Source organism: Janthinobacterium sp. BCJ23 (assembly GCF_059617945.1).
The window spans coordinates 37,770-60,517 of record NZ_JCAQAW010000001.1; the positions used below are offsets into that span (position 1 = coordinate 37,770).

A 22,748-nucleotide genomic window follows, 5' to 3' on the forward strand; every position below is an offset into this window, starting at 1 on the left:
GCCAGCTCACTGCCGCAGCAGCGCCTTGAACGTCTGCGGCATCCAGGGACGCGCCGCCAGCATGAAGCTGATGGCCAGGCGCTCATTGCCAGGCAGGCGCGCGTCTTCCTGATGTTGCTGCGAGAATTCCACTGCCACTTGCTTCAGGCGTTCCAGCAAGGCGGCCGTGGATTTCTTCGACAGCATCACGTTCACCAGGCGCAGCAATTCCGTCTCGCCATCGAACTGCGAATTCAAGTAGTCGCCATAGGCTTCCTTTTTGAAATACGTGTGGATGGGACCGTTCGGTATCCACGCAAACGTGCGGGCCACCAGCAGTTTGACCCGGTTATTCGGCAGCAGTTCCAGGAAACCGATCTTGTCGAGACGCAGCAGGTATTTCACGGCTTGCGCTTCGCTGATGTCGTAGATGGCGACGATCTGTTCCAGCGGCAGCAAGTTCAGGGCGGAGACGGCCACCACGAACAGCCGGGTGTCCTCGATGATTTCCTTTTCCTGCGCATACGTCAGCCCCGTGATCAGGGTGGGCGCGGCCTGGGCTGATTGCACGGCCAGCGCCAGCTGCTGGAAATCGCTGCCGATGGCCACCAGGATCTGGTCCAGCCGTTGCAAAGTAAATTGCTTCTGCGAAAACATCCGCTTGACGCTGGCTTCGGACACGCCGATGCGCTGGGCCAGCTCGGCATACGTGACGGAGCGCGCTTTCAACAGGCGTTTCAAGGCTTCGATCAAGGCGTGGGTTTGCGGCATGCACTTCCTTTATAAAAATAGCATCGATTCTGGCGGCAGAAAAGTAGCGCAATATGCTACCTGCGGTATGCCTGCCCGCTACGAGTAGCGTATTCATTGACCAATTGCCCACAGTCTACAATGATGGCGTTGCCACTTGGCACACTTGAAGGAGAAACACATGAAACGCCTGCTGCCCCTCTGCTTGTCCCTGTCGCTGTTGACGCTCTCCCTGGCCGCTCCCGGCCTGGTCCACGCCGCCGCCTCCGAGAATCTGTCGAAAGGCTCGCAAAACCTCAGCGAAGGTTCCGCCGTGGTCGTCGCCGGTTCCATGTCGATGCTGGTCGCCTCCGGCCAAGTGGTCGTCGCCAGCGTGGAAACGGTGGGCGAAGGCATCGTCATCGTGCTCAAGGGCGCCTCCGAAGCGGGTGGCGCGTCCATCCAGATGAGCGGGCAAGCGGCCAGGGGCCTGTCGCTGGCGGCCGGCACCGTGGTCAATGTGGTGGCGATGTCCACCGGCCATATGCTGGTTCTTTCCGGCAAGGCCATCGCCTTCATCCCGAACGAACTGGGCAAGGCGCTGCTGCACCACTCCAAAGTGTAATCACCAATAAAGAACGGACATTCCATGAAACATCTGCTCGCCACCGCCCTGCTGTGCGCCGCCACCATGGCGCCGCTGGCCCAGGCCGCCAACTCCGATACCACCAACGCCTCCGACAACGCCAGCATGGCCTCAGCCATCGTATTGGTCGGCTCCATGTCGGTGCTGGCCGCCGCCGGTGAAATCGTCATCGACAAGGTGGAAGACGCGGCCGACGGCAGCGTCCTCGTGCTCAAAAGCGCGGCCAGGGGCGCGTCCTCCGCCGCCACGGCCTCCGTCAAGCTGAGCCAGAAGGCTGCGCAAGGCCTGTCGCTGGCGGCCGGTACGGTGATCAAGGTGGTGGCCGTCTCGACGGGACACATGCTGGTGCTGTCGGGCAAGGCCATCGCCTATGTGCCGAATGCGGCCGGCAATGCGATTCTCCACCATTCGAAAGCGTGAACCCCATGAAACGCCTGACCGTGATTCTCATCAGCCTGGCCCTGGCCGGTACCGCCCATGCGGGACGCTCGTGCGAGGAAAAGCAAACGGATGCGACCACCCTCGTCAAATCGATGGATCTGGCGCAAAAGACCCTGCAGGCACTCGACGCCTCGGGCGCGCAAGTGGCGCTGGTGGCGCGCGCCGGGCAAGACCTGTCGAAATACAATTTGCGCTACTCGCACATGGCGCTGGCCTGGCGCGACCACCCGAAAGGCCGCTGGCTGGTGGTGCATGAACTCAATGAATGCGGCACGGCGCAATCGTCGCTGTACAACGAAGGCTTGGGCAATTTCTTCATGGATGATGTGTTCATGTATGAAACCCTGATTCTCGTTCCCGGCCAGGATACGCAGCAGCAACTGGCGCGCCTGCTGACGTCGAACACGCCCAAGCGCCTGCATGAGCCGCACTACAATATGCTGGCCTACCCGTTTTCCACCAAGTACCAGAACTCGAACCAGTGGGTGCTGGAAACCCTGGCCGCTGCCAGCAACGAACCTGGCAAGATCGAAACGCGTGCCGAAGCGCAAGGCTGGCTGCGCAGCGCCAGCTACGCCCCGCAAACGCTGAGCATCCCCGCCGCCACGCGCCTGGGCGCGCGCATGTTCCGCGCGAATATCGCGTTCGACGATCACCCGTTCGAGCGCCGCATGACGCGCCAGATCGACGTCGTCACCGTCGACTCCATCGTGCGCTTCATGCGCCAGCGCGAGCCCAAGGCGCAGGAGATCGTCGTGCGGGGGAATTAGCCTGGCGCCAGACCCTGCACGATCAAGGCGGGCGCCTGCGCCAGCGGCGCCGCGCTGCACAGCACGATGGACAGCTCGGCATGCGCCAAGGTCGCGCAAGCGCCCGCGTCCATGCCCAGCTTGTAGCGCGCCTCGGCCTCGCTCCAGCGCTGGTAAAACGCCGCCAGCCGCGCTTCAAGCGGCATGCTTTCCAGCTCGGCGGCCACATCTGCGCCAAACGCCTGGCGGGCCAGCGCCAGCACGTCGCGCCGCGGGTCGCGCAGCTCAATATCGAGTCCCAGCCGCGTAGTACCGCTCAACGCGCAGGCGACCCAGTGGCCGCTGTGCGAAATACTGAAGTGCGGCCCCTCCGCAGGCGACTGCAGCAGCGGCGCCTGGCCCGGCCTCTCTATCAGCGCGATGGATTCCGGCGCCACGTCCAGCAGTTTCCCCATCGCTACGCGCAGCAAGGCGCGCCCCAGCAGGAACTGGCGCTGGCGCAACGGCCGCACAAAGCGTGCGTAGCGGGCCGCTTCCGCGGCACCCAGCCACGTTTCATACTGGCTGATCTGCGCAAGATCAATGCTGCGGGAATCGAGCAGCCAGATGCTGGCGCCGCTACTGGGCAAGGCTGGTGGCATGAGAAGGTCGGGATAGGCAAAGGCGCAGTCTGCCACAAATTGCCAGCATGCATGCGGCAAAAAAAATGGCAGCGCGGTTGCCCGTCGCTGCCATTCTCAGCAGGTCTGCAGGCGCTTGCGCGCCGCGCCCGTCCTAGTTCGTCATTGCTGCTTCGACCGCTTTATTGTCGGCGCCCGTCGGGCCGCCTTCGGCACGTACATAGTTGGCCTTGATGTAAGCGCTGGTCAGGTTGGCAATACGGGTCAGCATCAGGTTATCGTGCACGCCGAACGTGAATCCGGCCGCCATCGCGTCCGCGCGCTGGAAGAACTCTGGCGTTGCGACCACGGCACCCTTGTTGTCGCGGATCATGACGCGCATGCGCACGCCCGAGCTGCCGGCCAATGGTCCCAGCAGTACGCGCTTGGCGCCGCTCTTGAACTGGATTTCTTCGACGATAGGCTCGATGGTCAGCACGCGGCCATTGGCCGGAGCGGCATTCCAGCTGGTCAGCGATTCGGCCAGGTCCTTGCGGATATTCTCGTCGATTTTCGCCATGCCGGCCTGGTTGCCCTTGTAGCCTTCGGCAAAGACTGTCGGCTTGACTTCAATGCGGCCAAACGACGAGAAAGCCTCGCTCGGCGGCGGATTGGTCGTCGACGATGCCTTGATGCGCGTGGCGCAGCCTTGCAACATGGTCAATGCCAGCAGTGCGCCAGCCAGGATGACAGTTTTCGATACTTTTTGCATATTCTCTTTCTACTTTTTATTGGAATGGCTTCCGGACGCGATCGCTGCTCTGATTGCGCCGGTTACCGATGGGGTGGACTTCCCTGCTGCTTCCTGCTACTGCTACTTACTTGCCTGCCTTTAACTTCACGAACTCGCCCTTCAAGGCCACGCCCGTCATCATCGTGCCTTCATGGCACTCGAATTCCGTGGCGCTGGAATTTTCGATGTTTTTGTAATTGCTGACGATATTGACGACGGCATCGGCGCCCACCGACTGGGCGCGCTTTTGCAGCGCCAGCATGGCCGACAGGAAGGCCCAGTTGCACGAGGTTTCCGCCGACTTGCCGACGCCATTGGTTTTCTGGCTGGTCTTGTCGCTGCTGATGCGCGTGGCAACCGGGGGCGTTGCCTGGTCGCCAAAATAGAATTTGACGGTGTCGCCAAGGCGGGCCTGGGCGTCGTTGGCGGACATCGCATTAGCGATCGACATCATGTGTTTGGTATCGCCTGCCTGTGCCGGCAAGGCAACCGTCAGCGCCGCACTCAGCGCCGCCAGGATCATCATTTTTTTCATGCTGTTTTCCTCGATAAGTTAAAGATAGTACAAAGGGAACCACACTTGCCACTTGCGTCAGCGCAAGCTAACTTCACGGCCGGTAACGCTTGAAGATCAGCGACGTGTTGATGCCGCCAAAGGCAAAATTATTCGACATCACGTACTCGCATTCGATGGCCCGGCCTTCGCCGGCGATGTAGTCGAGCGGTGCGCATTGCGGGTCGACCTGCTGCAAGTTGATGGTGGGCGCAAACCAGCCTTCGCGCATCATCTCGATGCTGATCCACGCTTCCAGCGCGCCGCAGGCACCCAGGGTATGGCCCATGTAGCTTTTCAGCGAACTGATAGGCGTGCGGTCGCCAAACACCTCGAACGTCGCTTGCGACTCGGCGATATCGCCCTGCTGCGTGCCCGTGCCATGCGCATTGATGTAGCCGATATCGGATGGCTGCAGTCCCGCGTCGGCCAGCGCCAGCAGCATCGCCTGGCGCATGGTGGCGGCGTTCGGCTGGGTCACGTGGCAGCCGTCGCTGTTCGTGCCGAAGCCCACCAGTTCCGCATGGATGGTGGCGCCGCGCGCCTGCGCATGGCCGAATTCTTCGAGGATCAGGCAACCGGCGCCCTCGCCGATGACGAGGCCATCGCGGCTGGCGTCGAACGGGCGCGGCGTCGTGTGGCCCGCGTCGTTGCGCGTGCTGGTGGCGAACAGGGTGTCGAAGACAGCCGCTTCGGTGGCGCACAGCTCCTCGGCGCCGCCGGCGATCATCGCCAGCTGCTTGCCGCCGGCGATCGCCTCGTAGGCATAGCCGATGCCCTGGCTGCCCGAGGTGCAGGCGCTCGAGGTGGTGATCACCCTGCCCGTGACGCCGAAGAACACGCCGATGTTGACGGGCGCCGTGTGCGCCATCATCTTGATGTAGGTAGTGGCGTTGATGCCCTTGGTGGTGCGCTCTTCCATCATGCGGCCAAAGTCGCCGATGGCGCTGGGCGTGCCGGCGGACGAGCCGAAGGAAATGCCCATCTGCCCGCTCTTGACCACGGGGTGCCCGGCCAGGCCCGCGTGCTCGAGCGCCAGTTCGCTGGCGCGCGTGGCCATCAGCGCGATGCGTCCCATGCTGCGCACGGCCTTGCGGTTATAGCGGTCCGTCAGCGCGAACGGCGCGGCCGGCGCGCCCAGTTGCGTATTCAAGCCTTCGTAATCGGCCCATTCCTCCATGCGCACGACGGCGTTGCGGTACTCGCCCAGGCGCTGGCGGATGGCCGGCCAGTCGTTGCCGATCGGGCTGATGCCGGCCATGCCGGTCACAACTACCCGGCGGCTCATGCCATGCCTCCATTGACGGAAATGACCTGGCGCGTGATGTAGCCCGCTTCCTCGCCGACGAGGAAACTGACGGCGGCGGCCACTTCTTCCGGCGTGCCGACTCTGCGCGCGGGGATCATCTTCAGCGCTTCGTCGAGCGGCACCTCGCTGATCATGTCCGTCTCGATCAGGCCCGGCGCCACACAGTTGACCGTGATGGCACGCTTGGCCAGTTCCAGCGCCAGCGCCTTGGTCGCGCCGATGATGCCGGCCTTGGCGGCGCTGTAATTGACTTGCCCCCGGTTGCCGATCAGGCCCGAAACGGACGCCATGGTGACGATGCGCCCCGGTTTGCGGCGCTGTACCATCGGCATCACCAGCGGATTGAGCACATTGTAGAAACCATCGAGGTTGGTCTGCAGGACGATGTCCCAGTCCTCGCCCGACATGGCGGGAAACGCATTGTCGCGCGCCACGCCGGCGTTGCACACGACGCCGTAATAGCAACCATGTTCAGCGATGTCCGCTTCCAGCGCGGCAGCTGCCGCGGCACGGTCGCCGATATCGAATTGCAGCACGCGCGCCGCGCGTCCCATGGCCTGCACCTGCTGCGCCACCGCGTCGGCTTCGCCGCGCGCGCTGCGGCAATGCAGCACCACGTCAAAACCGTCGCGCGCCAGCCGCAAGGCGATGGCCTTGCCGATGCCGCGCGACGACCCCGTCACCAATACACTTTTACTCATGCTGCGCTCCATTCATACTCTCCTGCAGAAATTGCTTTGCATCCTCGGGCTGGAATACCGTAATCGTCGCTTGCGCCAGCACGGCGCCCGCCATCTCGATACGGCACTCGAACGCGCCCAGTCCATTCTCGCCCTGCAAGGCCTGCTGCACATGCACCTGCAGCACGCTGCCATCGACAAACAGGGGCAGCTGCGCTTCGTAGCGCCGCGCCCCCAGCAAAAAACCGATCTTCACGGGCGCGCCGGCCAGCCGCGCCAGGTAGCCCGCATGCGCGGCGATCGCCTGCGCCATGTATTCGATGCCGACCCAGCTGCCCACCCCTGCCGACGACGCGTCATAAAACACGCTGCCGGCATGGATGGCCACTTCGGCGCACAGGTTTTCCGCATCGGCCGACAACACCCGGTCGAGCAGCACCATGGCGCCGGAATGGGGCACCAGTTCACGGATAGGGGGGAAACTCATGCTCCCCTCCCGAACAGCAGGGCGGCGTTCGAGCCGCCGAAGGCAAACGAATTGCTCAGCGCCCAGTCGAGCGGACGCCCCAGGCGCGCACCGGGCAAGGCCAGGCGCAGCGGCGGCAGGGATTCATCTGGCACGCCGTCCCACAGATGCGGCGGCAGCAAGCCCTCGGCGTTATCGTCCTGCATCGCCAGCCAGCACAGCGCCGCCTCGATGGCGGCCGCCGCGCCCAGCGCATGGCCTGTCAACGGCTTGGTGGAGCTGACCATCGCCGTGGCGCCGAACAGGTCGGACACCACGCGCGCTTCCATCGCATCGTTCTGCGGCGTGGCCGTACCGTGCAGGTTCACGTAGTCGACTTGCGACGCCGCGATGCCCGCGCGCGCCAGTGCCTGGGCAATGGCCAGCAGCGCGCCGCCGCCTGCGGGATCGGGCGCCGACATGTGGTGGCCATCGGACGATTCGCCCCAGCCGCGCAAGGCCACGCTGGCCGCTTGCGCCGTCATCAGGAACAGGGCCGCACCCTCGCCGATATTGATGCCGTCGCGGTTAGCGCCCAGCGGATTGCAGCGCCGCGCACTGACGGACGCCAGCGCGGAAAATCCGGCCACGGTAAAGCCGCACAGGGTATCGACACCGCCCGTCAGCACGGCGTCGCACAGGCCCATGCGGATCAGGCGCGCCGCGCTGGCCATGGCCTTGGCGCTCGACGAACAGGCGCTCGAATGCACGAGGGCCGGGCCGTCGATGCCCAGTTCCTCGGCCAGCATCAATGCCGGCGACGCCATCTCCTGCTGCCCGTAGTGGAAGGCGTCCGGCAAGCCGTCGCCTGCCACATGCTGGCCGATCGCGCCTTCCGTCTCGGCGATGCCCGACGTGCTGGTGCCGATCACCACGGCCACGCGGTCCGCGCCGTAGCGGGCGATCGCCTGTTCCACGGCGGGACGGATCTGCGCCAGCGCCGCCAGCGCCATCCGGTTGTTGCGGCTGCGCGCGGCGATGCCGTGCTGCGCCACCGATGGCAAGGCCGCATCGACCACGCCCAGCGGCAGCAGGCGCCCCGGCGTGTAGGTATCGACGGGCATCACGCCGCTGTGCGCGGCAAACAGGCGCGCGCGCACTGCTTCGCGGTCCGCGCCCAGCGCGCAGACGATGCCGCAGTCGTTCAGGTACACAGTCAGGCCAGTCATTCAGCTTCCTTCCGGGGCGTTCTGTATCGTCAGGCGATAGCGGTAGCGCAGGTTGTCGAGTACGACCGTGCCGCTCCAGCGCGGCATGCCGCTGTAGTCGATCACCGTCACCGCCTCGTCATGCAGGAACAGGGTGCGGCGCAAGCCGCTGTCCTCGATGCGCCAGCCTGCCGGCAGCGCTTGCGCGATCACTTCGCGCGGCCACAGGGTCAGCTGCATGTCTTCCAGCACGTCCTCGGCGCGTACCTGCGCCGGCAGCATCAGGTGGCGCCATGACGTCATCTCCTTGCCGTCGTAATGCAGCGACAGCACGCGCTGGCCGAACGCCAGTCCCACCAGGTCGAGATGCGACGGCTCCACTTCCAGCGCCGCATCGAGTTCGTCGATGCGGCCCGCCCGTTCGACGACCAGGTGCTGCTGCACGCTGACCGTGGCGCCCAGCGCCTGCGGCGCCAGTTTCAGGCCCAGGCGTGCGGGTGCCGAAGGCGGCGTGCTGGCGCAGCCGGCCAATGCCAGCAGCAATGCCGGCGCCCATCGTTGACAGTGCAAAAACATCAGATTTCTCCTGCGGCATCGGCCGCGCTACGGTGCTCGGCTTCGGCAAAGCACGGCGACAGCAGCCACACCAGGGCCGTGCCGATCAGCATGGTCAGGCCAAACGCCTGCAATGCGGCCGTCTTGCTCAGGGCAAGCAAGCCGAAAGACAGAATGGTATTGGCCGCGGACAGGCCCACGGCCAGCCATGGCGTATCGTTGCGGCGGTCGGGGTGCTCCTGCATGAAGATGCCGTAGTCGACGCCGACGCCCAGCAGCAGCATCAGCGCCAGCACGTGGAACAGCTGCAGCGGCAAGTTCAAATAGCCGAGCAAGGCCAGGGCCGCCACGCTGGCCAGCGCCGTGGGCGCCAGCACACGCCAGGTGCGGCGCCCGTAACGGGGCAGCAGCAAGCCGAAGACCACCAGGTAGGCGCCCAGCACCACGGCGCCCATGTAGACGCGGTAGCGGCCCAGCACCGAGGAAATTTCGCTGACCTTGTCGACCCACTGCACGCCGGGCATGCCCTCGCCCGCCTTCGCAAGCAACGGAATGGCCGCATACTGCATGCCGCGCAAGGCAACGATGGAGGCATAGCCGCCTTCGACCTTGCCCAGCCACAGATGGCGCCACGGCTCGCTGGCCGGCACCTTCAGGAAGGCATCGATCGACAGCGGCGCCCCCGCTTGTGCCAGTTGCGCGCGCACCTTGCCGGCCCATTCCGGGCCTTCGTCGACGGACTGCGCCAGCAGGTCGAGCGCGGCGCCCGGCTGCAGGATGGCCGTGTCGAGCAAGGCCCGGCGCGCCGCCTGCGTCTGCAGCGACGGCACCCAGTTCGACATGGCCTGGACACCGCTGATGTGCTGTTGCGCGATCAGCGGCAGCAGCCGCTGTTTCAACGCTTCCTCGCGCTGCAGCACGGCTTCCGCGCTATCGCCGCGCACCAGGTAGAACTGCACCGGCGTGGGTCCATCGAGCAATTTGCTCAATTTGATCTGGTCGCGTATCAGGTGCGCGGGTGGCGTTTGCAGCAAGCGGATATCGTCGTTGACACCCAGGCGGCTGATGCCGATGAGCGCAAACAGGGCAAACACCACGCCGCCAGCCAGGGTGGCGCGGTTGGCCCGCAACAGCGGCCAGCGCGCGCGCGCCGCGCCATACTGCTTGACCAGCGCGCCGCTCTTCAAGGTGCCGCCACCGATCAGCGCGGGGAACCAGAACACCACCGTCAGCCAGGCAAACACCAGGCCCAGGGCGGAAAACACGGCCATGTGGCGCAGGCCGGGGAATGGCGTCAGCGCCAGGCCCATGTAGCCGATGACGGCGGCCAGCAGGGTCAGGCACAGGCCCGGCAGCAAACGGCGCAGCAAGGTGCGCGAATCGAGCGACGGATCGGCGCCCAGGCGGTTGCATAGAAAATAAATGCCGTAGTCCTGCGCCACGCCGATCAGGCTGGCGCCAAAGACCAAGGTCATCAAGTGTATTTTGCCAAACAGCAGCCAGCATACGGACAAAGAACCGAGGCAGCCGATGCCGATCGACAGCAGGATCAGCGAGATCGGCTTGAACGAGCGAAAGGTAAACCACGTCAGCAGGATGATGCCGGCCAGGGAGCCCAGGCCGATGGTCGACATTTCGCCCGCCGCCTGGCTGCTGGCGGCCGCCGCATGCAGGATCACGCCGGCGCTGATGATGTCCACGCCGGGCACGGCCTGCCGCGCCGCCGCCTCGGCTTGCGCCAGCACGGGCAGCGCGCTTTCCTGCGCACCCAGCGAAAAGGCGGGCAGGCTCAAGGTCAGCGGCAGCAGCACATACTGGCGCTCGGCGTCGGCGACGAACAGATGGCCGTCGCGCGGACGCACGGGCGTTTCCTGCGCGCGTTCCTGCACCCAGCCGCCAAACAGGCCGAAGGGATCGTCCTGCCAGGCGCCCAGTTTCGGCCCGCCGAATGGGCTATACAGCTGACTCAACGCCGAATCGCGCCAGAACGCGGGCGTTTCCTGGCGCAGCTGCATTTCCTGCGGCGCCGTCAGCAAGGTCAAGCGATGCTGCTGGAACAGCGCCAGCCAGTCGTTCTGCGTCTGCTCGTCGAGCGGCGTGGACTGGAACAGGCCAGCATGGCGCGCCAGCACGGCGCCGTAGGCGTCGGCCGCGCGCTTCGCATCGCTCCATTCGGCCGCGCCGACCAGCACCGCCACGCGCTGCTGCGCCGCGTCGACCATGTGCGTAAATGACGCCTGCAGCACCGGGTCGCGCTCCTGCACCGGCAGCAAGGCGAGAATGTCGGTTTCAGGCGCGATGCGTTTGCCCAGCCACAGGCAGGCGTTATGCGCGAGCAGCAGCGCCACCACCAGCGCCCAGGCGATGGCCAGCAGGCGCCCGGCGTTGCGGCCGCGCTTCGTCAATGCGTTCAAAACAGGGCCGCCTCTTGCGCCGTGATGGCGGACGGTCCCGTTTCAATCGCCGAGAACACGATGCTCGTGCGGTCGCCGCTCGCTTCGCTGATGCTGATGTTTTTCACGAAGGCGCCGCCATCGAGGCGGATGCTGCCGATGGCCTTGGCCAGCGCCGGCTGGCGCGCCTTCAGTGCCACCTGCCAGGTGCCGCCATCGATGCTGCCGTCCACTTCAAACAGCGTATCGAGTTGCGCGAGGTCGCCGGCCAGCAGCGAAAACAGCACGCTGTTGATCATCTTGACCACCGGTTCCGTCTTCGCGTCGAGGCGCATGGCCACGCGCTCGCCCTGAAAATGCACGATCTCGTCGCGCGTCAGGCGCAGGGTATTCGGAAACGGCTGCAAGGTGCGCCACAGCACGCCTTTTCCGGCCACCACGCAAAAGCGGCCATTCGACGCCAGTGCCTTCTTCATGCCGGCCAGCTGCTTGCTCTGGTCGAAGCGGCCGCACAGCTGCTGCGGCTTGGCCAGCATGGCCTCGATCTTCGCTACCGGCGCGGCCGCGTGCAGCGGCGCCATCGCCAGCAGGCACAGGCCCGCCAGCAGGATTTTGAATTGTTTTTTCATACGGCCTTCAATCCCAATTTTTCAAACAAGATGGGCGGCGAGGCAAAGCACATCTCGCCGCTGGCGATATCGACGGCCACCTGCGTCGTGCTGGCGCGGTTCAGGCGCTTGCCCGTCGCGCTGTCGCTGACCAGGTACTCGATCTTCAAGCGGTCTTCCCACTCCACCAGGTCGGCGCGCAAGGTCAGGCGCTGGCCAAAGGTGGCTGGCGCCACATAGCGCAAGTGCATGTCGATCACGGGCCAGGCATAGCCGGAGGCCTTCATGTCGACGTAGTTGTAGCCGATGCTGTCGAGCAGCGCGCAGCGCACCACTTCGAGGTATTTCACGTAGCGGCCGTGCCAGACGATCTCCATCGGGTCCAGGTCGAAGAACTGCACCTGCATCTCCACTTCGGCATGCCAGCGGCTGGGCGTGGCCTTCTTGCCGCGCACTTTATGCGTCTCAGTCATTCACGGCTCCGTACAGTGGCCACGCCTGGGCGCGCATGCGTTCGAGCAGCACGCGCAGTTCCGGGTCGAGCCGGCGGTCTTCCTCGACGGGGGCGATATCGGCGGCCAGCGCTTCCAACATCGCCGCCAGCGCCGCTTGCGGCGGCACGTCGGGATTGACCTTGCAGCGCAGCCAGACGCCCTGGCGCACGGTAATCAGCAGGGCCGCGGCCACCTGCTCGCACAGTTCCAGCACGCGCAGACAGTCGCGCGCGGCGATGGTACCCATGCTGACCTTGTCCTGGTTGTGGCATTCGGTCGAGCGCGAAAATACGGAGGCCGGCATGGTCAGCTTCAGCGCTTCGGCCGTCCAGGCGGAGGCGCTGATCTGCAATGCCTTCAGGCCGTGGTTGATGGCCGCGCGCGGGCCCGTGGCGCCCGACAAGTTGGCCGGCAAGCCCTGGTTATAGCGGCTGTCGACGAGCAAGGCCATCTGGCGGTCCAGCAAGTCGGCCAGGTTGGCCACCGTATTCTTCATGCTGTCCATGGCGAAGGCGATATGGCCGCCGTAGAAATGGCCGCCATGCAGCACGCGTTCGCCTTCGGCGTCGATGATCGGGTTGTCGTTGGCGCTATTGAGTTCATTCTCGATCGACGAACGCAGCCAAGGCAAGGCGTCGGCCAGCACGCCGATCACGTGCGGCGCGCAGCGGATCGAGTAGCGGTCCTGCAGCCGCTTGCCATTGCGCTCCCAGGAATCGGTGGGCAGATCGGCGCGCAGCCAGGCCGCCACTTGCTGCATGCCGGGATGCGGCTTGACGGAGAACAGGGTTTCATCGAAATGGTGCGCGTTGCCGTCGAGCGCAAACGAGGCCATGGCCGTGATGCGCGTCGTCAGCCGCGTCAGGTATTCGGCGCGCTCATACGCCAGGCAGGCCAGCGCCGTCATGACGGCCGTGCCGTTCATGATCGCCAGGCCTTCCTTCGGACGCAGGCGCAGCGGCGCGATGCCCGCTTCGCGCAGCGCCTGCTGCGCCGGCACCTGCACGCCGTCGCGCCACACTTCGCGCTCACCGCACAAGACGGCCGCCAGATAGGACAGCGGCGTCAGGTCGCCGCTGGCGCCGACCGAGCCTTCCGACGGGATCAGCGGCAGCAGGCCCGCATCGAGCAGGCGCGCGATCTGCGCCAGCAGTTCCACGCTGACACCGGAAAAACCCTTGGAGAGCGACGCCAGGCGCGTGGCCATGATGGCGCGCGTCTGTGCCGGCGTGAAGAATTCACCCAGGCCGCAGCCGTGATAGGTGTACAGGTGGTGCGGCAGTTCGGCCACCAGTTCCGGCGGCACGGTCACTGTGCAAGAATCGCCGTAGCCCGTGGTCACGCCATAGATGGTGCCATCCTCGCGCAGCAGGCGGTCGAGGAAATCGGCGCCGCGCGCGATCGCCGCCAGAAAGACGGGGTCGCTGGACAGTTCGGCGCTGGCCCGGCCATGCGCGATGTCGGTAATGTCTTCGATGCGCAGGCGCTCGCGGTCGAAGCGGACGGCGCGCCGGGTGTTTTTCAGGTCAGCGAGTTGCATCGGGAGTATCCAGTCTTGAAGTATCGGGGAGTTGCCAAAAATCGTAGAAGTTGAACCATTCGAGCGGCGCACGCAGGCAGTGGTACTGCAGGCGCGCCGCATAGGCGGCCGCCAGTTCGGCCAGCATCGCCTCGCGTGCCTTGCGCGGCAGGTGCAGCGACTCGCGGAACAGTTCGAAATGTATTTCGGAGCGCTGGCCGATGCGCATGGAAAACAGCAGATAGACGGGGCATTGCAGCACGCTGGCCAGCACATACGGGCCGATCGGGAAAGCGGCCGGCTGGCCCAGGAACGGCGCCACAGCCACGCGCGGCTGCGGCGAGACGGGAACGCGGTCGCCGGCGATCACCACGAACTCGCCTTGCGCCACCTTTTCCGCCAGCAGCATGGCCGTGGCGGGCGTGATTTCCGTTACCTGCATCAGATTGAGCTGGCTGTCCGGATTGAGCGTCTCGAGCATGCGGTTGAACGCTTGCGCATGGCGCGTGTGCACAAGCACCGTCAGCTTCAAGCGCGTATTGCGCTGCGAGAGCACGCGGCACAAATCCAGGTTGCCCAGGTGGGCGCAGATCAGCAAGGCGCCGCGCCCCTCGTCCAGGCAGCGGTTGACGCCATCGTCGCCATCGACGCCATGCAGGCTCACGCTACGCGTGTCGTACAAGCCTCCCCATAGCAGCATCTTGTCGAGGATGGTTTCGGCAAACGTGGCAAAGTGCCGCAGCACGCCCAGGTTTGCCGGGCCGCCGCAGGCCGCGACGCGGCGCAGGTAGCTGCGCGACACGCGGCGCGCACGCGGCTTGGTCAGCACGTACCAGGCCAGCACCGGGTACAGCACGATGCGGAAAGGCCAGCGGCCAAAGACGCGGCAGATCCAGAACAGCAGGCGCATGCCGGCCACGAAGCTGACTTCATTGAAGCCGGACCAGTGTCCGCGCGGCTGCTGCGGTGCTGCCGTCATCGCGCGCGCCAGTGGCGGGCCAGCAGGCGCGGTGCGCGCCACAGCATGCCGAAAAACAGACGCGCGTGCATGCGCGAAATGAGCACATTGTCGCGCCACAGTTCAAAGTGCGAGACGCCGTCGCTGGGGTAACCGACGCGCGTGGGCAGATTCGCCATCGACAAGCCATCCCAGTACAGGCGCACCAGCACATCGGTGTCGAAATTCATGCGCTGTCCCAGCACGCCACGCTGCGCCAGCGCCGCCAGGGGCGCCAGCGGATAGACGCGGAAACCGCACATGGAGTCACGGATCTGCAGCGACAGGGTATTGATCCATACCCAGATATGCGTCGCATAACGGCCGTAGTAGCGCGCCCTGGGTACCGAGGCGTCGTACACGGGATAGCCGATCACCACCGCCGCCGGCGTGGCTTGCGCCTGCGCCAGGAAGCGCGGCACGTCGTCCGTTTCGTGCTGGCCGTCCGCATCGATCTGCAGCGCATGGCTGTAGCCGTGCGCATGCGCGTGGCCGCAGCCCGTCAGTACCGCCCCGCCCTTGCCCTGGTTGTGCGCATGGCGCAGCAGGGTCACGCGCGACGGATGCGCGGCGGCCAGCGCGTCCAGGGTGCGCGCGCCGGCAGAGGCGCTGCCGTCGTCGATGAGGATCAGCGGCACGCCATGCGGTAGCAGGCGCTGCACCACGGCGCCGATCGCGTATTCATGATTGAACACGGGGATCACGATGCACGGTTGAAAACGCACTTCAGTCACTGTGTGCTCCGGCGCGGCCAAAGCGCAGCAGCGAATGGCAATAGCCGATACCGTCGCGCGTGGTCAGCAATTCCAGTCCGGCCGCTTGCGCCAGGCGGATATAGTCGGTGCTCTGGTAAATCTTGCTGTTACCGCTGGCCATGGCCGTGAAGTACGGCGAGGTGTTGATCAGGCAGTAGGCGGCGATATCGTACTGCTGGCGGTCCCAGAAGGTATCCATGATCAGCACTTGCCCGTTCGGCCCCAGCGCCTGCGCCACGCGGCGCAGGATGCTGGCGATGGCCGGCTCGCTGAAACAGCTGAGAAATTGGCTCATCCAGATCAGGTCCATGCCGGCCGGCAGCGGCGCCGCGTCGTCGAGCAGGTCGCAGGCGTGCAAATGGGCCCGCTCGCGCACGCCGGCATCGGTGAGAGTCCGGTCGGCCACCGCCAGTTGGCGCTCCAGGTCGACCAGGTGCAGTTCCACGCCCGCATGGTAGGCCAGCGCCGCACTGGCGAACTTGCCCGTATTGGCGCCGATGTCCATGATGCGGCGCGGCGCCGTGGCGAAGACGTCCGGGAATATCTCGGGGAACGATGTATCCGAATAATGGTGATCGAAGGCGAACCAGCTGCCCTTGGCCGGCTCCGACAGGGCCGACAGGCCCTGGTACAGGGTGGGCCAGTCGCCCAGCGCGGCCAGTCCCAGCGGCTGCTCGGCGTCGAGCGAGCGGTCCAGGTCGAACAAGCCCTGGTAGCAGACGTCATGCATGAAGTCCAGGTTGACCTGGGTGATGCTGTCCGTCAGCATGCAAAAACCGACTTTATCGAGCACATACGCGCCATCGCGCAGCGAGACGACGCCGGCAGACAGGCACGATTCGAGCGCCACCTTCAGCGCATACTCCGTCCAGCGGCCGCTGGCGGCCATGTCGGCAATCGTCAGGCCGCTGTGGCCCGTGTCGGCCAGGGCCTGCAGCATGCCGCGCTTCCAGGCATAGCGCACGCATTGAAAGACGACGGGACCGAAAGCGATTTTTTGCGCCTCGAAACGGGCGGCAAAGGCGGTCTGGCGTTCGGGTGAGAATTTTTTATCTAACATGCGCTCGCTGCTGGAGTGGGTGTATCGGCGCCGCCATCGGGAACGGCAGCGGCATTCGGATGAAACAGGATGCGGCCGCTGGCATGCTGGCCGGCGTCCGACAGATAACGAAATTGCAGGCTGGCCTTGGGCGCGTCGTATTCGAGCGCCAGCCGCACGGGCCGGTCCGGCATGACCGGCTGCTGGAATTTCAGCGCATGCATGGCGCGGAACCGCGCGGGCAGGTCCAGGTGCTGGCGCGCGAAGTGCAGCGCCCACTCCACTTGCACCACGCCGGGCAGCAAGGGGGCGCCCGTGAAATGGCCCTCGAAATAGAACAGATTCGCCGGGACGTGCAGCTCGAACAGCAGCCGTGGCGTTTCGCCTTCGGCCGAACGCTCGATCAGCCGCGCATGCGGCAAGCGGGGTTTCTCGAGCAATGCCAGCAACAGCGCCTGGGTCGTCTTGCCCTGCGCATTGATGGGCAGTTGTTCCAGGTAGCGCCAGCGGCGCGGCACGGCAACGGCGTCGACCTGGCCGCCCAGCGCCGTTTGCAGCTGGCGATTCAGGGCCAGCTTGCCTTCGGCGTCGAGCAGCGCGCGGCCGGCGGCGCTGCAGACGATAAAGGCGGCCACCTTCTGGCGCTCGCCGGCCGGCGCATCGCACAGCAGCACGCGCGCATCCAGCACCAGCGGCGTGGCCAGCAATGCCGCTTCGATGGCATTGAGGGAAATGCGTTTTTCTTCGATCTTCACGATGCGGTCGCTGCGTCCCAGCAGCTGGAAGCGCCCTGGTGCCGTTACGCGCGCGCGGTCGGCCAAACATAGCCAGCCATCGTCGGCCAGGTGCGCCGAACGCACTTCCAGCGCGCCGTCATCCATCAGGCGCCAGTCCACACCAGGAAAACCCTGCCAGCTCTCGTCGTCAGGGTGCTCTGGCACGCGCTGGCGCCAGGCGACGCCGCCGGTCTCCGAACTGCCGTAGATTTCGCGCGGCACGCGGCCCAGCAAATGGCCCGCCGCCAGCGCGCTGTCCAGGGCCAGCGGACCGCCCGAGGAAAACACGGCGCGCAGTTGCGCGCGCGCGCCGGACCAGTCGATGTGTTCCGGCAGGCGTTTCAGGTGCGCGGGGCTGGCGGCCAGCACGCACGGACCGCGCGCCAGCAAGGCGGCCAGCTGTTCCGGATAATCCACGCTGTGCGCATGCACGGCACGCCCGGCGGCCAGCGGCCACAAGACCTTGAACAGCAAGCCGTAGATATGCTGGTGCGAGACGGTGGCGACGACGGCCGCGCCATCGGCGTGTTCGCCAAACAGCCGCTCCAGCGTGACCACCTCGCTGGCCAGCTGCGAGAGTTTTTTCGGGATCGCTTGCGCCGCGCCCGTGCTGCCCGAGGTGTACACCACCAGCGCCGGGAAATCGTCGGCAAGCTGCGTCCACGCACGCTCGGCCAGGCTGTCCGCTGGCAGCGGCAGCGGCGCATGCGCAGCCGGGAACTGCCCCAGGAAACCATCGACGGACGCAGCCAGCGAAGCGCAGCTGGCCGGCAGCGTATCGGCCGTCAGCCAGACGGTCTTGCCCGCCTGCCAGGCGCCCAGCAAGGCGGCGCCAAACTCGATGCTGTCGTCCAGATACAAAGCGAAATGGCGTCCTGCCTGGCCTTCCAGCAAGCCGGCCCAGGCGGACATGCGCGCCGCAAAGTGCGCATGATCGAGTACCGCGCCATCGCGCCAGCCGACGGGCATGGATGGCGGGCGGCCATGCATGGACAGCGCAAGGCGCGCCAGCGGGGAAATCGGCGTATGTGCGTCAGGCACGGGAGCTTGCGGCAACGAGGATTCAGGCATGGTGCAAACGCTTAAAACGCAGGCGGACGAGATACTCGCCGCCAAATAACAGGGCCATCAGGATATAGGCGATGACGCCCGTGTACAGCGACCAGACGGCTTCGCTGGCCCACAGTGCCGTACCCAGCGCGATGCCGCCATTGACGATGAAAAAACCGCACCAGACCTGCGTCACGCGGCGCGTATAGCGCACGGCGGCGGGTGGAAAATCCTTCTCGCGCAAGCGCGCCAGGCGTTCCACCACCGACGGCGGCGCCCACAGGCTGTAGCCGAAGGTGGCCAGCAAGACGACGTTGACCAGTACCGGATACAGTTTCAGCGGCAGCAGCAGGTTGCTCCACAGGGCGATGGCGGCCAGCAGCAGTGCGGCCGCCACCGACCAGCGCGCGGCGCGCTGCAGCTTCAGCGCGGGCAGGCGGCAGGCGGCAGCCAGCAACAGCAGCAGCGCCAGCCAGCGTGGCTCGACCTGGCCGTGACCGAACCAGATCGCCAGCGGATACAGTACGGTCAGCAGCAACGCGACGGCATTGAGCAGCACGCGTTACGCCGCCTGTTCCGACACCGACATCGCGCGCAGCGCTTCGACCACATCGTCGATCGTGCGGATGGTCTTGAATACTTCCGGCTGCAGGCGCTTGCCCGTCAGCTGCTTCAGCTTGACCGCCAGGTCGACCGCGTCGATGCTGTCGATATCGAGTTCGGCGTACAGATTCGATTGCGGCGTCAGCGCCGCCGGATCGAGCTCGAACATTTCGGCCAGCAGCTGCACCACCCATGCGTACAGTTCATCGCGGCTCATTGCGCTCATATCTACCATTTGCTGCTCCTTACTTCTTTCTGTGAGTGTCAACCATCGCCGCCAGCGCCCGTACCGAGGCAAAGTGGCGGCGCGTATCGGCCGAATCGGCCGACAGGGAAATGCCATATTTTTTTTGCAGGGCGACGCCCAGTTCCAGCGCATCGATCGAATCGAGTCCCAGGCCCTCGACAAACAGGGGTGCATCCGTATCGATATCGGCAGCGCTCACGTCTTCCAGTTGCAGCGCCTCGATGATCAGTTCCTTCACTTCTTGTTCAAGCATGTTGTTCCTGTTTCCCGCTAAAGTAATGTTGCAGATGAGTGGTCAAGGTGCGCGCCGCCATCACGTCGCTGGCGCCACCGCCGGTAAACTCGCCGATCGCCAGGTCGTCCTGCACGGCGATCTCGAAATGCGCACGGCGGGCCGGCACGCGCCACCATGGCTCGCCCTTGCCCAGGGTCCTGGGCAGGCAACGTATCAGCACCGGCGTCACGTCGCGGCGGCCGCGCACGGCGATATTCGCCGCGCCCCGCTTCAGCACGACTTCGCCGCTGCATGGCGTGCGCGTGCCTTCCGGGAAAATGATCAGGTTATTGCCGCGCTCCAGCGATGCCAGGCAGGCGTCCACCAGTTCGGCGCCGCCCGTGTTATTGATATAGCCGGCCGCGCGCACGGGGCCGCCCGTAAACGGGTTATTCCACAAATCGGACTTGACGATGCAATCGGCCTGCTTGACATACGCCATCAGGAAAATCGTGTCGATCAGGGTTGGATGATTGGCCAGGATCAGCAAGCCGCCGCGTTCCAGCTTGTCGAGACCGCGCAAGTCATAGCGCAGCACGCCGAGAAAACGCATCAGGCCGATATACAGGCGAAAACTCCAGCGGATGATGGCGCGCGCGCAGGCGATGCGCGTGTCGCGGCGCCACACCAGCACCTGCAGCACGGGGAACACCAGCACGCGCAACAGCAAGCCACCGAGGCCGAAGGCGGCGAAACTGAGCGCGGTCGCGATCGTGCGCCAGCCTATCGATATGCCGGCGCGAACAGCCTCCAGCTTATGCATGGCGGCTCCAGCACCATGCCTGGCGGTTGGCCGCGTGCACGAACGTGCGGGCCTCGCCGAGCATGAATCGCAACACGGCCAGGCTGCCCGGCATGGCGCCGGGGGCAGCCGCCAACGCATCATCACCGCTGCGGGGACGCCACGTCAGGCTGAAAGCGGTGCCCGGGGCAGCCTCGGCCTGCAGCAGCCAGGCAAACGCATGCGATTGCTCGTGACAGTCTTCAAAAGCTTCAAATGGCACTGGCAAGGGACACTCCGCCAGCACCAGCAATACCTGCGCCGCGCCATCGGCCAGCAAGCCGCACGCCTCGATCACCGCGGCTTCGAGGCTGGCCGCACCGGCGGCGATGGCCAGCTGATTCGCCGTATCGGCGCGGGCGATGGAAAACAGGCCGGCGCTGGCATTGTGCACGGCCATGCCGAACGCCGTCGGCGACAGGGGTTCGCCCTGGGCCAGCGCCGACAACAGTTCGACGGCGCGCGCCACCTCGCCGTGGCGGGAACAAAAGACGAGCGGAATATCGCGCTGTTCGCCGAGGCAGGTGTACGCCACTTCGAGCGCCATCTTGCCCAGCTGACCGGCGCGGCGGCGCAGCATCGGCGCCATCGCACGCACGCCCGGCTCGCCGGCAGCGGCAATCGGCGCGACGGGCAAGGCGCTTTGCGCCCACGCCTGCCATTGCTGCGGCGTTTCCAGGCCCGGTGCCCATGCGGCATGTCTGACAATTGAAAAACGGACACCATCGGTGCGCATATGCATTTTCCTGAGCTCAAAAAAAGGGCGAACTCACGTCAAAACTGCGCAAAAAGCCTCGCCGGCGTTCTTTTCAAATTATAAACGATGGAAGTAAAAATAACTAAAATAAATGGCCATGCGGCAACTTTTTAAATGTAAATACAAAACCCGTCTTTTAAAGAATACCCCGCCCTAGTTACTATTTGTAACACTCGTATCCATTCTCTTCCGATGGAAAAATCAGCCTTTTCCGGCAAACCATCGGCATTCTCGGAACGGGTGTTTTTTATCCATGATCAAGACAAGCCGGGCATGCGACATATAAGAGCGTTGTTTTTAGATAACACATGCGGCATGGCGCAACGGCGCCCCCATATTACCCGCGCATGGCGGCAGCGAGGATTAAAGGGCGCGCGGCAAGGGCAATACAGAGCGTTTGCTTTATGCGAGTTTCAGCCGGCCGATTCAACTATGGCGGCGTTGTCTTGTCAGCAGGGAAAAGAATGGAGCGGCCAGCAATGCCATCCACGGCCATGGCAAAGAAGGCGGTGGCATGGCGCCAGCGTGAACGGCAAGGCGCCGGCGATCACCGCGTATGGAGAATGAGAAAGGCCGGCACGGGCGCCGTGAAATACGGGGGCGATGCAAAACCGGTGGCCAGCGCGGCACAGACTGCGCGCCAAGGTGGCCACCGCGATACCGTTAAAACACCCAGAGCTTATCGGCCGGCATGTGCAGCCAGTACTTGCCCGCTTCGAGCTTGTGGCGCGAATAGGCGCGCAGGCTGATGTTCTCGGCGCCGCCGCGCTCGAACAGGCATTCCCAGCGGTCGCCCAGGTACATGCAGGTCAGCAGCGGCAGCTCGATGGCGTTGTCCACCTGCGTGGCGCTGATCTTCACTTCCTCGACACGGATCATGGTGGTCACTTCCGTGCCCACGTTGGCGCCGCGCGCCACGCCCTGCATGGAGGCGCCATCGACCAGCAGGCGCACCTGGTTGCCTTCGCGCTGCACCACCTTGCCGGGCAAGCGGTTGTTACTGCCCATGAATTCGGCCGTGAACAGGGTGTCCGGCGTTTCATACATGCTTTGCGGCGTGCCCTGCTGCTCGATCTTGCCGTTATTGAGCAGCAGAATGCGGTCGGAAATGGCCATCGCCTCGCCCTGGTCATGCGTCACCATCAACGCGGACAGGCCCAGGCGCACGATCAGTTCGCGCAGGAAGGCGCGCGCTTCCTCGCGCAGCTTGGCGTCCAGGTTCGACAGCGGTTCGTCGAGCAGGATCACGGGCGGGTTGTACACCAGCGCACGGGCGATCGCCACGCGCTGCTGCTGGCCGCCGGACAGCTGGTGCGGATAGCGCTCGCCCAGGTGGCCCAGGCCCAGCTGCGTCAATACTTCCTTGATGCGCGCGGCGATTTCCGTGCTGCCCATCTTGCGCAATTTGAGGCCGTAGGCGACGTTGTCGAACACGGTCTTGTGCGGCCACAGCGCGTACGACTGGAACACCAGCCCCAGGTTGCGGTGCTCGGCCGGCATTTCGAAATGCTTCGCGCCATCGAAGACATTGCGCTCGCCGATCTCGATCGTGCCCGCCTTCGGGCTTTCCAGCCCGGCGACGGCGCGCAGCAAGGTGGTCTTGCCGCTGCCCGAAGGCCCCAGCAGGGCGACCACTTCGCCTTTTTTCAGGTGCATCGAGACACCCTTCAGGATCTGGTTGGCGGAGGCGCCGGTGCCGTAGTCCAGGTACAGCTCATTGACGGTCAATTCATTCATGATGTGGTCTCAGTCTATTCTTAGTTATGCAA

General features: G+C 65.0%; 27 protein-coding genes. 4 read left to right on the forward strand and 23 right to left on the reverse strand.

What is annotated here, in order from left to right:
- Positions 1 to 6: 6 nt before the first annotated feature.
- Positions 7 to 750, reverse strand: coding sequence for a helix-turn-helix domain-containing protein (locus AC54AG_RS00140; protein WP_034750344.1), 744 nt, complete (start codon positions 748 to 750; stop codon positions 7 to 9).
- A 160-nt stretch (positions 751 to 910) separates the two neighbouring features.
- Here AC54AG_RS00140 and AC54AG_RS00145 point away from each other — a divergent pair, with 160 nt between their 5' ends.
- From AC54AG_RS00145 to AC54AG_RS00155, 3 genes are read left to right on the forward strand one after another with little or no spacing between them, the layout of a single operon-like run.
- Positions 911 to 1,333 (forward strand): hypothetical protein, encoded by a 423-nt coding sequence (locus tag AC54AG_RS00145; RefSeq protein WP_072452518.1) that lies wholly within the window; start codon positions 911 to 913, stop codon positions 1,331 to 1,333.
- 24 nt (positions 1,334 to 1,357) lie between these two features.
- Complete coding sequence (locus AC54AG_RS00150; RefSeq protein WP_034750348.1) at positions 1,358 to 1,774, forward strand: hypothetical protein; 417 nt, start codon at positions 1,358 to 1,360, stop codon at positions 1,772 to 1,774.
- Between the two features lie 5 nt (positions 1,775 to 1,779).
- Positions 1,780 to 2,565 carry a DUF2145 domain-containing protein gene (locus tag AC54AG_RS00155; RefSeq protein WP_496629246.1) on the forward strand — a complete coding sequence of 262 codons (786 nt, stop codon included), beginning with the start codon at positions 1,780 to 1,782 and terminating at the stop codon, positions 2,563 to 2,565.
- On the opposite strand, the gene AC54AG_RS00160 is transcribed toward AC54AG_RS00155, so the two are convergent.
- The 21 genes from AC54AG_RS00160 to AC54AG_RS00260 all read right to left on the reverse strand — a co-directional run bounded on the left by AC54AG_RS00160 (position 2,562) and on the right by AC54AG_RS00260 (position 20,958).
- Positions 2,562 to 3,185, reverse strand: coding sequence for a 4'-phosphopantetheinyl transferase family protein (locus AC54AG_RS00160; RefSeq protein ID WP_496629247.1), 624 nt, complete (start codon positions 3,183 to 3,185; stop codon positions 2,562 to 2,564). The genes AC54AG_RS00155 and AC54AG_RS00160 overlap by 4 nt on opposite strands.
- Positions 3,186 to 3,318: 133 nt before the next feature.
- Positions 3,319 to 3,915, reverse strand: a complete 597-nt coding sequence (locus AC54AG_RS00165) for a hypothetical protein (RefSeq protein ID WP_034750355.1) — start codon at positions 3,913 to 3,915, stop codon at positions 3,319 to 3,321.
- 106 nt (positions 3,916 to 4,021) lie between these two features.
- Positions 4,022 to 4,471, reverse strand: coding sequence for an excinuclease ATPase subunit (locus AC54AG_RS00170; protein ID WP_034750358.1), 450 nt, complete (start codon positions 4,469 to 4,471; stop codon positions 4,022 to 4,024).
- 73 nt (positions 4,472 to 4,544) lie between these two features.
- Positions 4,545 to 5,777 (reverse strand): beta-ketoacyl-ACP synthase, encoded by a 1,233-nt coding sequence (locus AC54AG_RS00175; protein ID WP_496629248.1) that lies wholly within the window; start codon positions 5,775 to 5,777, stop codon positions 4,545 to 4,547.
- A complete protein-coding gene (gene fabG / locus AC54AG_RS00180) occupies positions 5,774 to 6,499 on the reverse strand; it encodes a 3-oxoacyl-ACP reductase FabG (protein WP_374106824.1) in 726 nt (241 codons plus the stop codon). The genes AC54AG_RS00175 and fabG overlap by 4 nt, the downstream gene beginning before the upstream one ends.
- Complete coding sequence (locus AC54AG_RS00185) at positions 6,492 to 6,965, reverse strand: hotdog family protein (protein WP_496629249.1); 474 nt, start codon at positions 6,963 to 6,965, stop codon at positions 6,492 to 6,494. The genes fabG and AC54AG_RS00185 overlap by 8 nt, the downstream gene beginning before the upstream one ends.
- Positions 6,962 to 8,152, reverse strand: coding sequence for a beta-ketoacyl-ACP synthase (locus tag AC54AG_RS00190; RefSeq protein ID WP_496629250.1), 1,191 nt, complete (start codon positions 8,150 to 8,152; stop codon positions 6,962 to 6,964). The genes AC54AG_RS00185 and AC54AG_RS00190 overlap by 4 nt, the downstream gene beginning before the upstream one ends.
- The gene (locus AC54AG_RS00195; RefSeq protein WP_496629251.1) at positions 8,153 to 8,707 is read right to left on the reverse strand and encodes a DUF3261 domain-containing protein; all 555 of its coding nucleotides are present in this window, start codon (positions 8,705 to 8,707) and stop codon (positions 8,153 to 8,155) included.
- On the reverse strand, positions 8,707 to 11,091 hold the full coding sequence (locus AC54AG_RS00200; protein ID WP_496629707.1) for an MMPL family transporter: 2,385 nt from the start codon (positions 11,089 to 11,091) through the stop codon (positions 8,707 to 8,709). Before AC54AG_RS00200 ends, AC54AG_RS00195 begins: the two co-directional genes overlap by 1 nt.
- 5 nt (positions 11,092 to 11,096) lie before the next feature.
- A complete protein-coding gene (locus tag AC54AG_RS00205; RefSeq protein WP_034750377.1) occupies positions 11,097 to 11,708 on the reverse strand; it encodes a LolA family protein in 612 nt (203 codons plus the stop codon).
- Positions 11,705 to 12,160 carry an acyl-CoA thioesterase gene (locus AC54AG_RS00210; RefSeq protein WP_034750379.1) on the reverse strand — a complete coding sequence of 152 codons (456 nt, stop codon included), beginning with the start codon at positions 12,158 to 12,160 and terminating at the stop codon, positions 11,705 to 11,707. Before AC54AG_RS00210 ends, AC54AG_RS00205 begins: the two co-directional genes overlap by 4 nt.
- Positions 12,153 to 13,721 (reverse strand): HAL/PAL/TAL family ammonia-lyase, encoded by a 1,569-nt coding sequence (locus AC54AG_RS00215; RefSeq protein ID WP_496629252.1) that lies wholly within the window; start codon positions 13,719 to 13,721, stop codon positions 12,153 to 12,155. Before AC54AG_RS00215 ends, AC54AG_RS00210 begins: the two co-directional genes overlap by 8 nt.
- On the reverse strand, positions 13,708 to 14,679 hold the full coding sequence (locus tag AC54AG_RS00220; RefSeq protein WP_072454035.1) for a lysophospholipid acyltransferase family protein: 972 nt from the start codon (positions 14,677 to 14,679) through the stop codon (positions 13,708 to 13,710). The genes AC54AG_RS00215 and AC54AG_RS00220 overlap by 14 nt, the downstream gene beginning before the upstream one ends.
- Positions 14,676 to 15,431, reverse strand: coding sequence for a glycosyltransferase family 2 protein (locus AC54AG_RS00225; protein WP_496629253.1), 756 nt, complete (start codon positions 15,429 to 15,431; stop codon positions 14,676 to 14,678). The genes AC54AG_RS00220 and AC54AG_RS00225 overlap by 4 nt, the downstream gene beginning before the upstream one ends.
- On the reverse strand, positions 15,424 to 16,512 hold the full coding sequence (locus AC54AG_RS00230; RefSeq protein ID WP_070305207.1) for a class I SAM-dependent methyltransferase: 1,089 nt from the start codon (positions 16,510 to 16,512) through the stop codon (positions 15,424 to 15,426). Before AC54AG_RS00230 ends, AC54AG_RS00225 begins: the two co-directional genes overlap by 8 nt.
- On the reverse strand, positions 16,506 to 18,338 hold the full coding sequence (locus tag AC54AG_RS00235; RefSeq protein ID WP_496629254.1) for an ApeI family dehydratase: 1,833 nt from the start codon (positions 18,336 to 18,338) through the stop codon (positions 16,506 to 16,508). The genes AC54AG_RS00230 and AC54AG_RS00235 overlap by 7 nt, the downstream gene beginning before the upstream one ends.
- Positions 18,331 to 18,876 (reverse strand): COG4648 family protein, encoded by a 546-nt coding sequence (locus AC54AG_RS00240; protein WP_070305203.1) that lies wholly within the window; start codon positions 18,874 to 18,876, stop codon positions 18,331 to 18,333. Before AC54AG_RS00240 ends, AC54AG_RS00235 begins: the two co-directional genes overlap by 8 nt.
- 3 nt (positions 18,877 to 18,879) lie before the next feature.
- Positions 18,880 to 19,146, reverse strand: a complete 267-nt coding sequence (locus AC54AG_RS00245) for an acyl carrier protein (protein WP_374106831.1) — start codon at positions 19,144 to 19,146, stop codon at positions 18,880 to 18,882.
- Between the two features lie 19 nt (positions 19,147 to 19,165).
- Entirely contained in the window at positions 19,166 to 19,420 is a 255-nt protein-coding gene (locus AC54AG_RS00250; RefSeq protein ID WP_034750401.1) for a phosphopantetheine-binding protein, read from the reverse strand.
- Entirely contained in the window at positions 19,413 to 20,204 is a 792-nt protein-coding gene (locus AC54AG_RS00255; protein ID WP_070305201.1) for a lysophospholipid acyltransferase family protein, read from the reverse strand. Before AC54AG_RS00255 ends, AC54AG_RS00250 begins: the two co-directional genes overlap by 8 nt.
- Positions 20,197 to 20,958: a beta-ketoacyl synthase chain length factor gene (locus tag AC54AG_RS00260; RefSeq protein ID WP_070305199.1), complete on the reverse strand. Its 762-nt coding sequence runs from the start codon at positions 20,956 to 20,958 to the stop codon at positions 20,197 to 20,199. The genes AC54AG_RS00255 and AC54AG_RS00260 overlap by 8 nt, the downstream gene beginning before the upstream one ends.
- Positions 20,959 to 21,171: 213 nt before the next feature.
- Between AC54AG_RS00260 and AC54AG_RS00265 the strand changes: the two genes are divergently transcribed.
- Positions 21,172 to 21,546: a hypothetical protein gene (locus tag AC54AG_RS00265; protein ID WP_152546426.1), complete on the forward strand. Its 375-nt coding sequence runs from the start codon at positions 21,172 to 21,174 to the stop codon at positions 21,544 to 21,546.
- A 96-nt stretch (positions 21,547 to 21,642) separates the two neighbouring features.
- Here AC54AG_RS00265 and AC54AG_RS00270 read toward each other — a convergent pair whose 3' ends face one another.
- Positions 21,643 to 22,716 (reverse strand): ABC transporter ATP-binding protein, encoded by a 1,074-nt coding sequence (locus AC54AG_RS00270; protein ID WP_070305197.1) that lies wholly within the window; start codon positions 22,714 to 22,716, stop codon positions 21,643 to 21,645.
- Positions 22,717 to 22,748 lie beyond the last annotated feature (32 nt).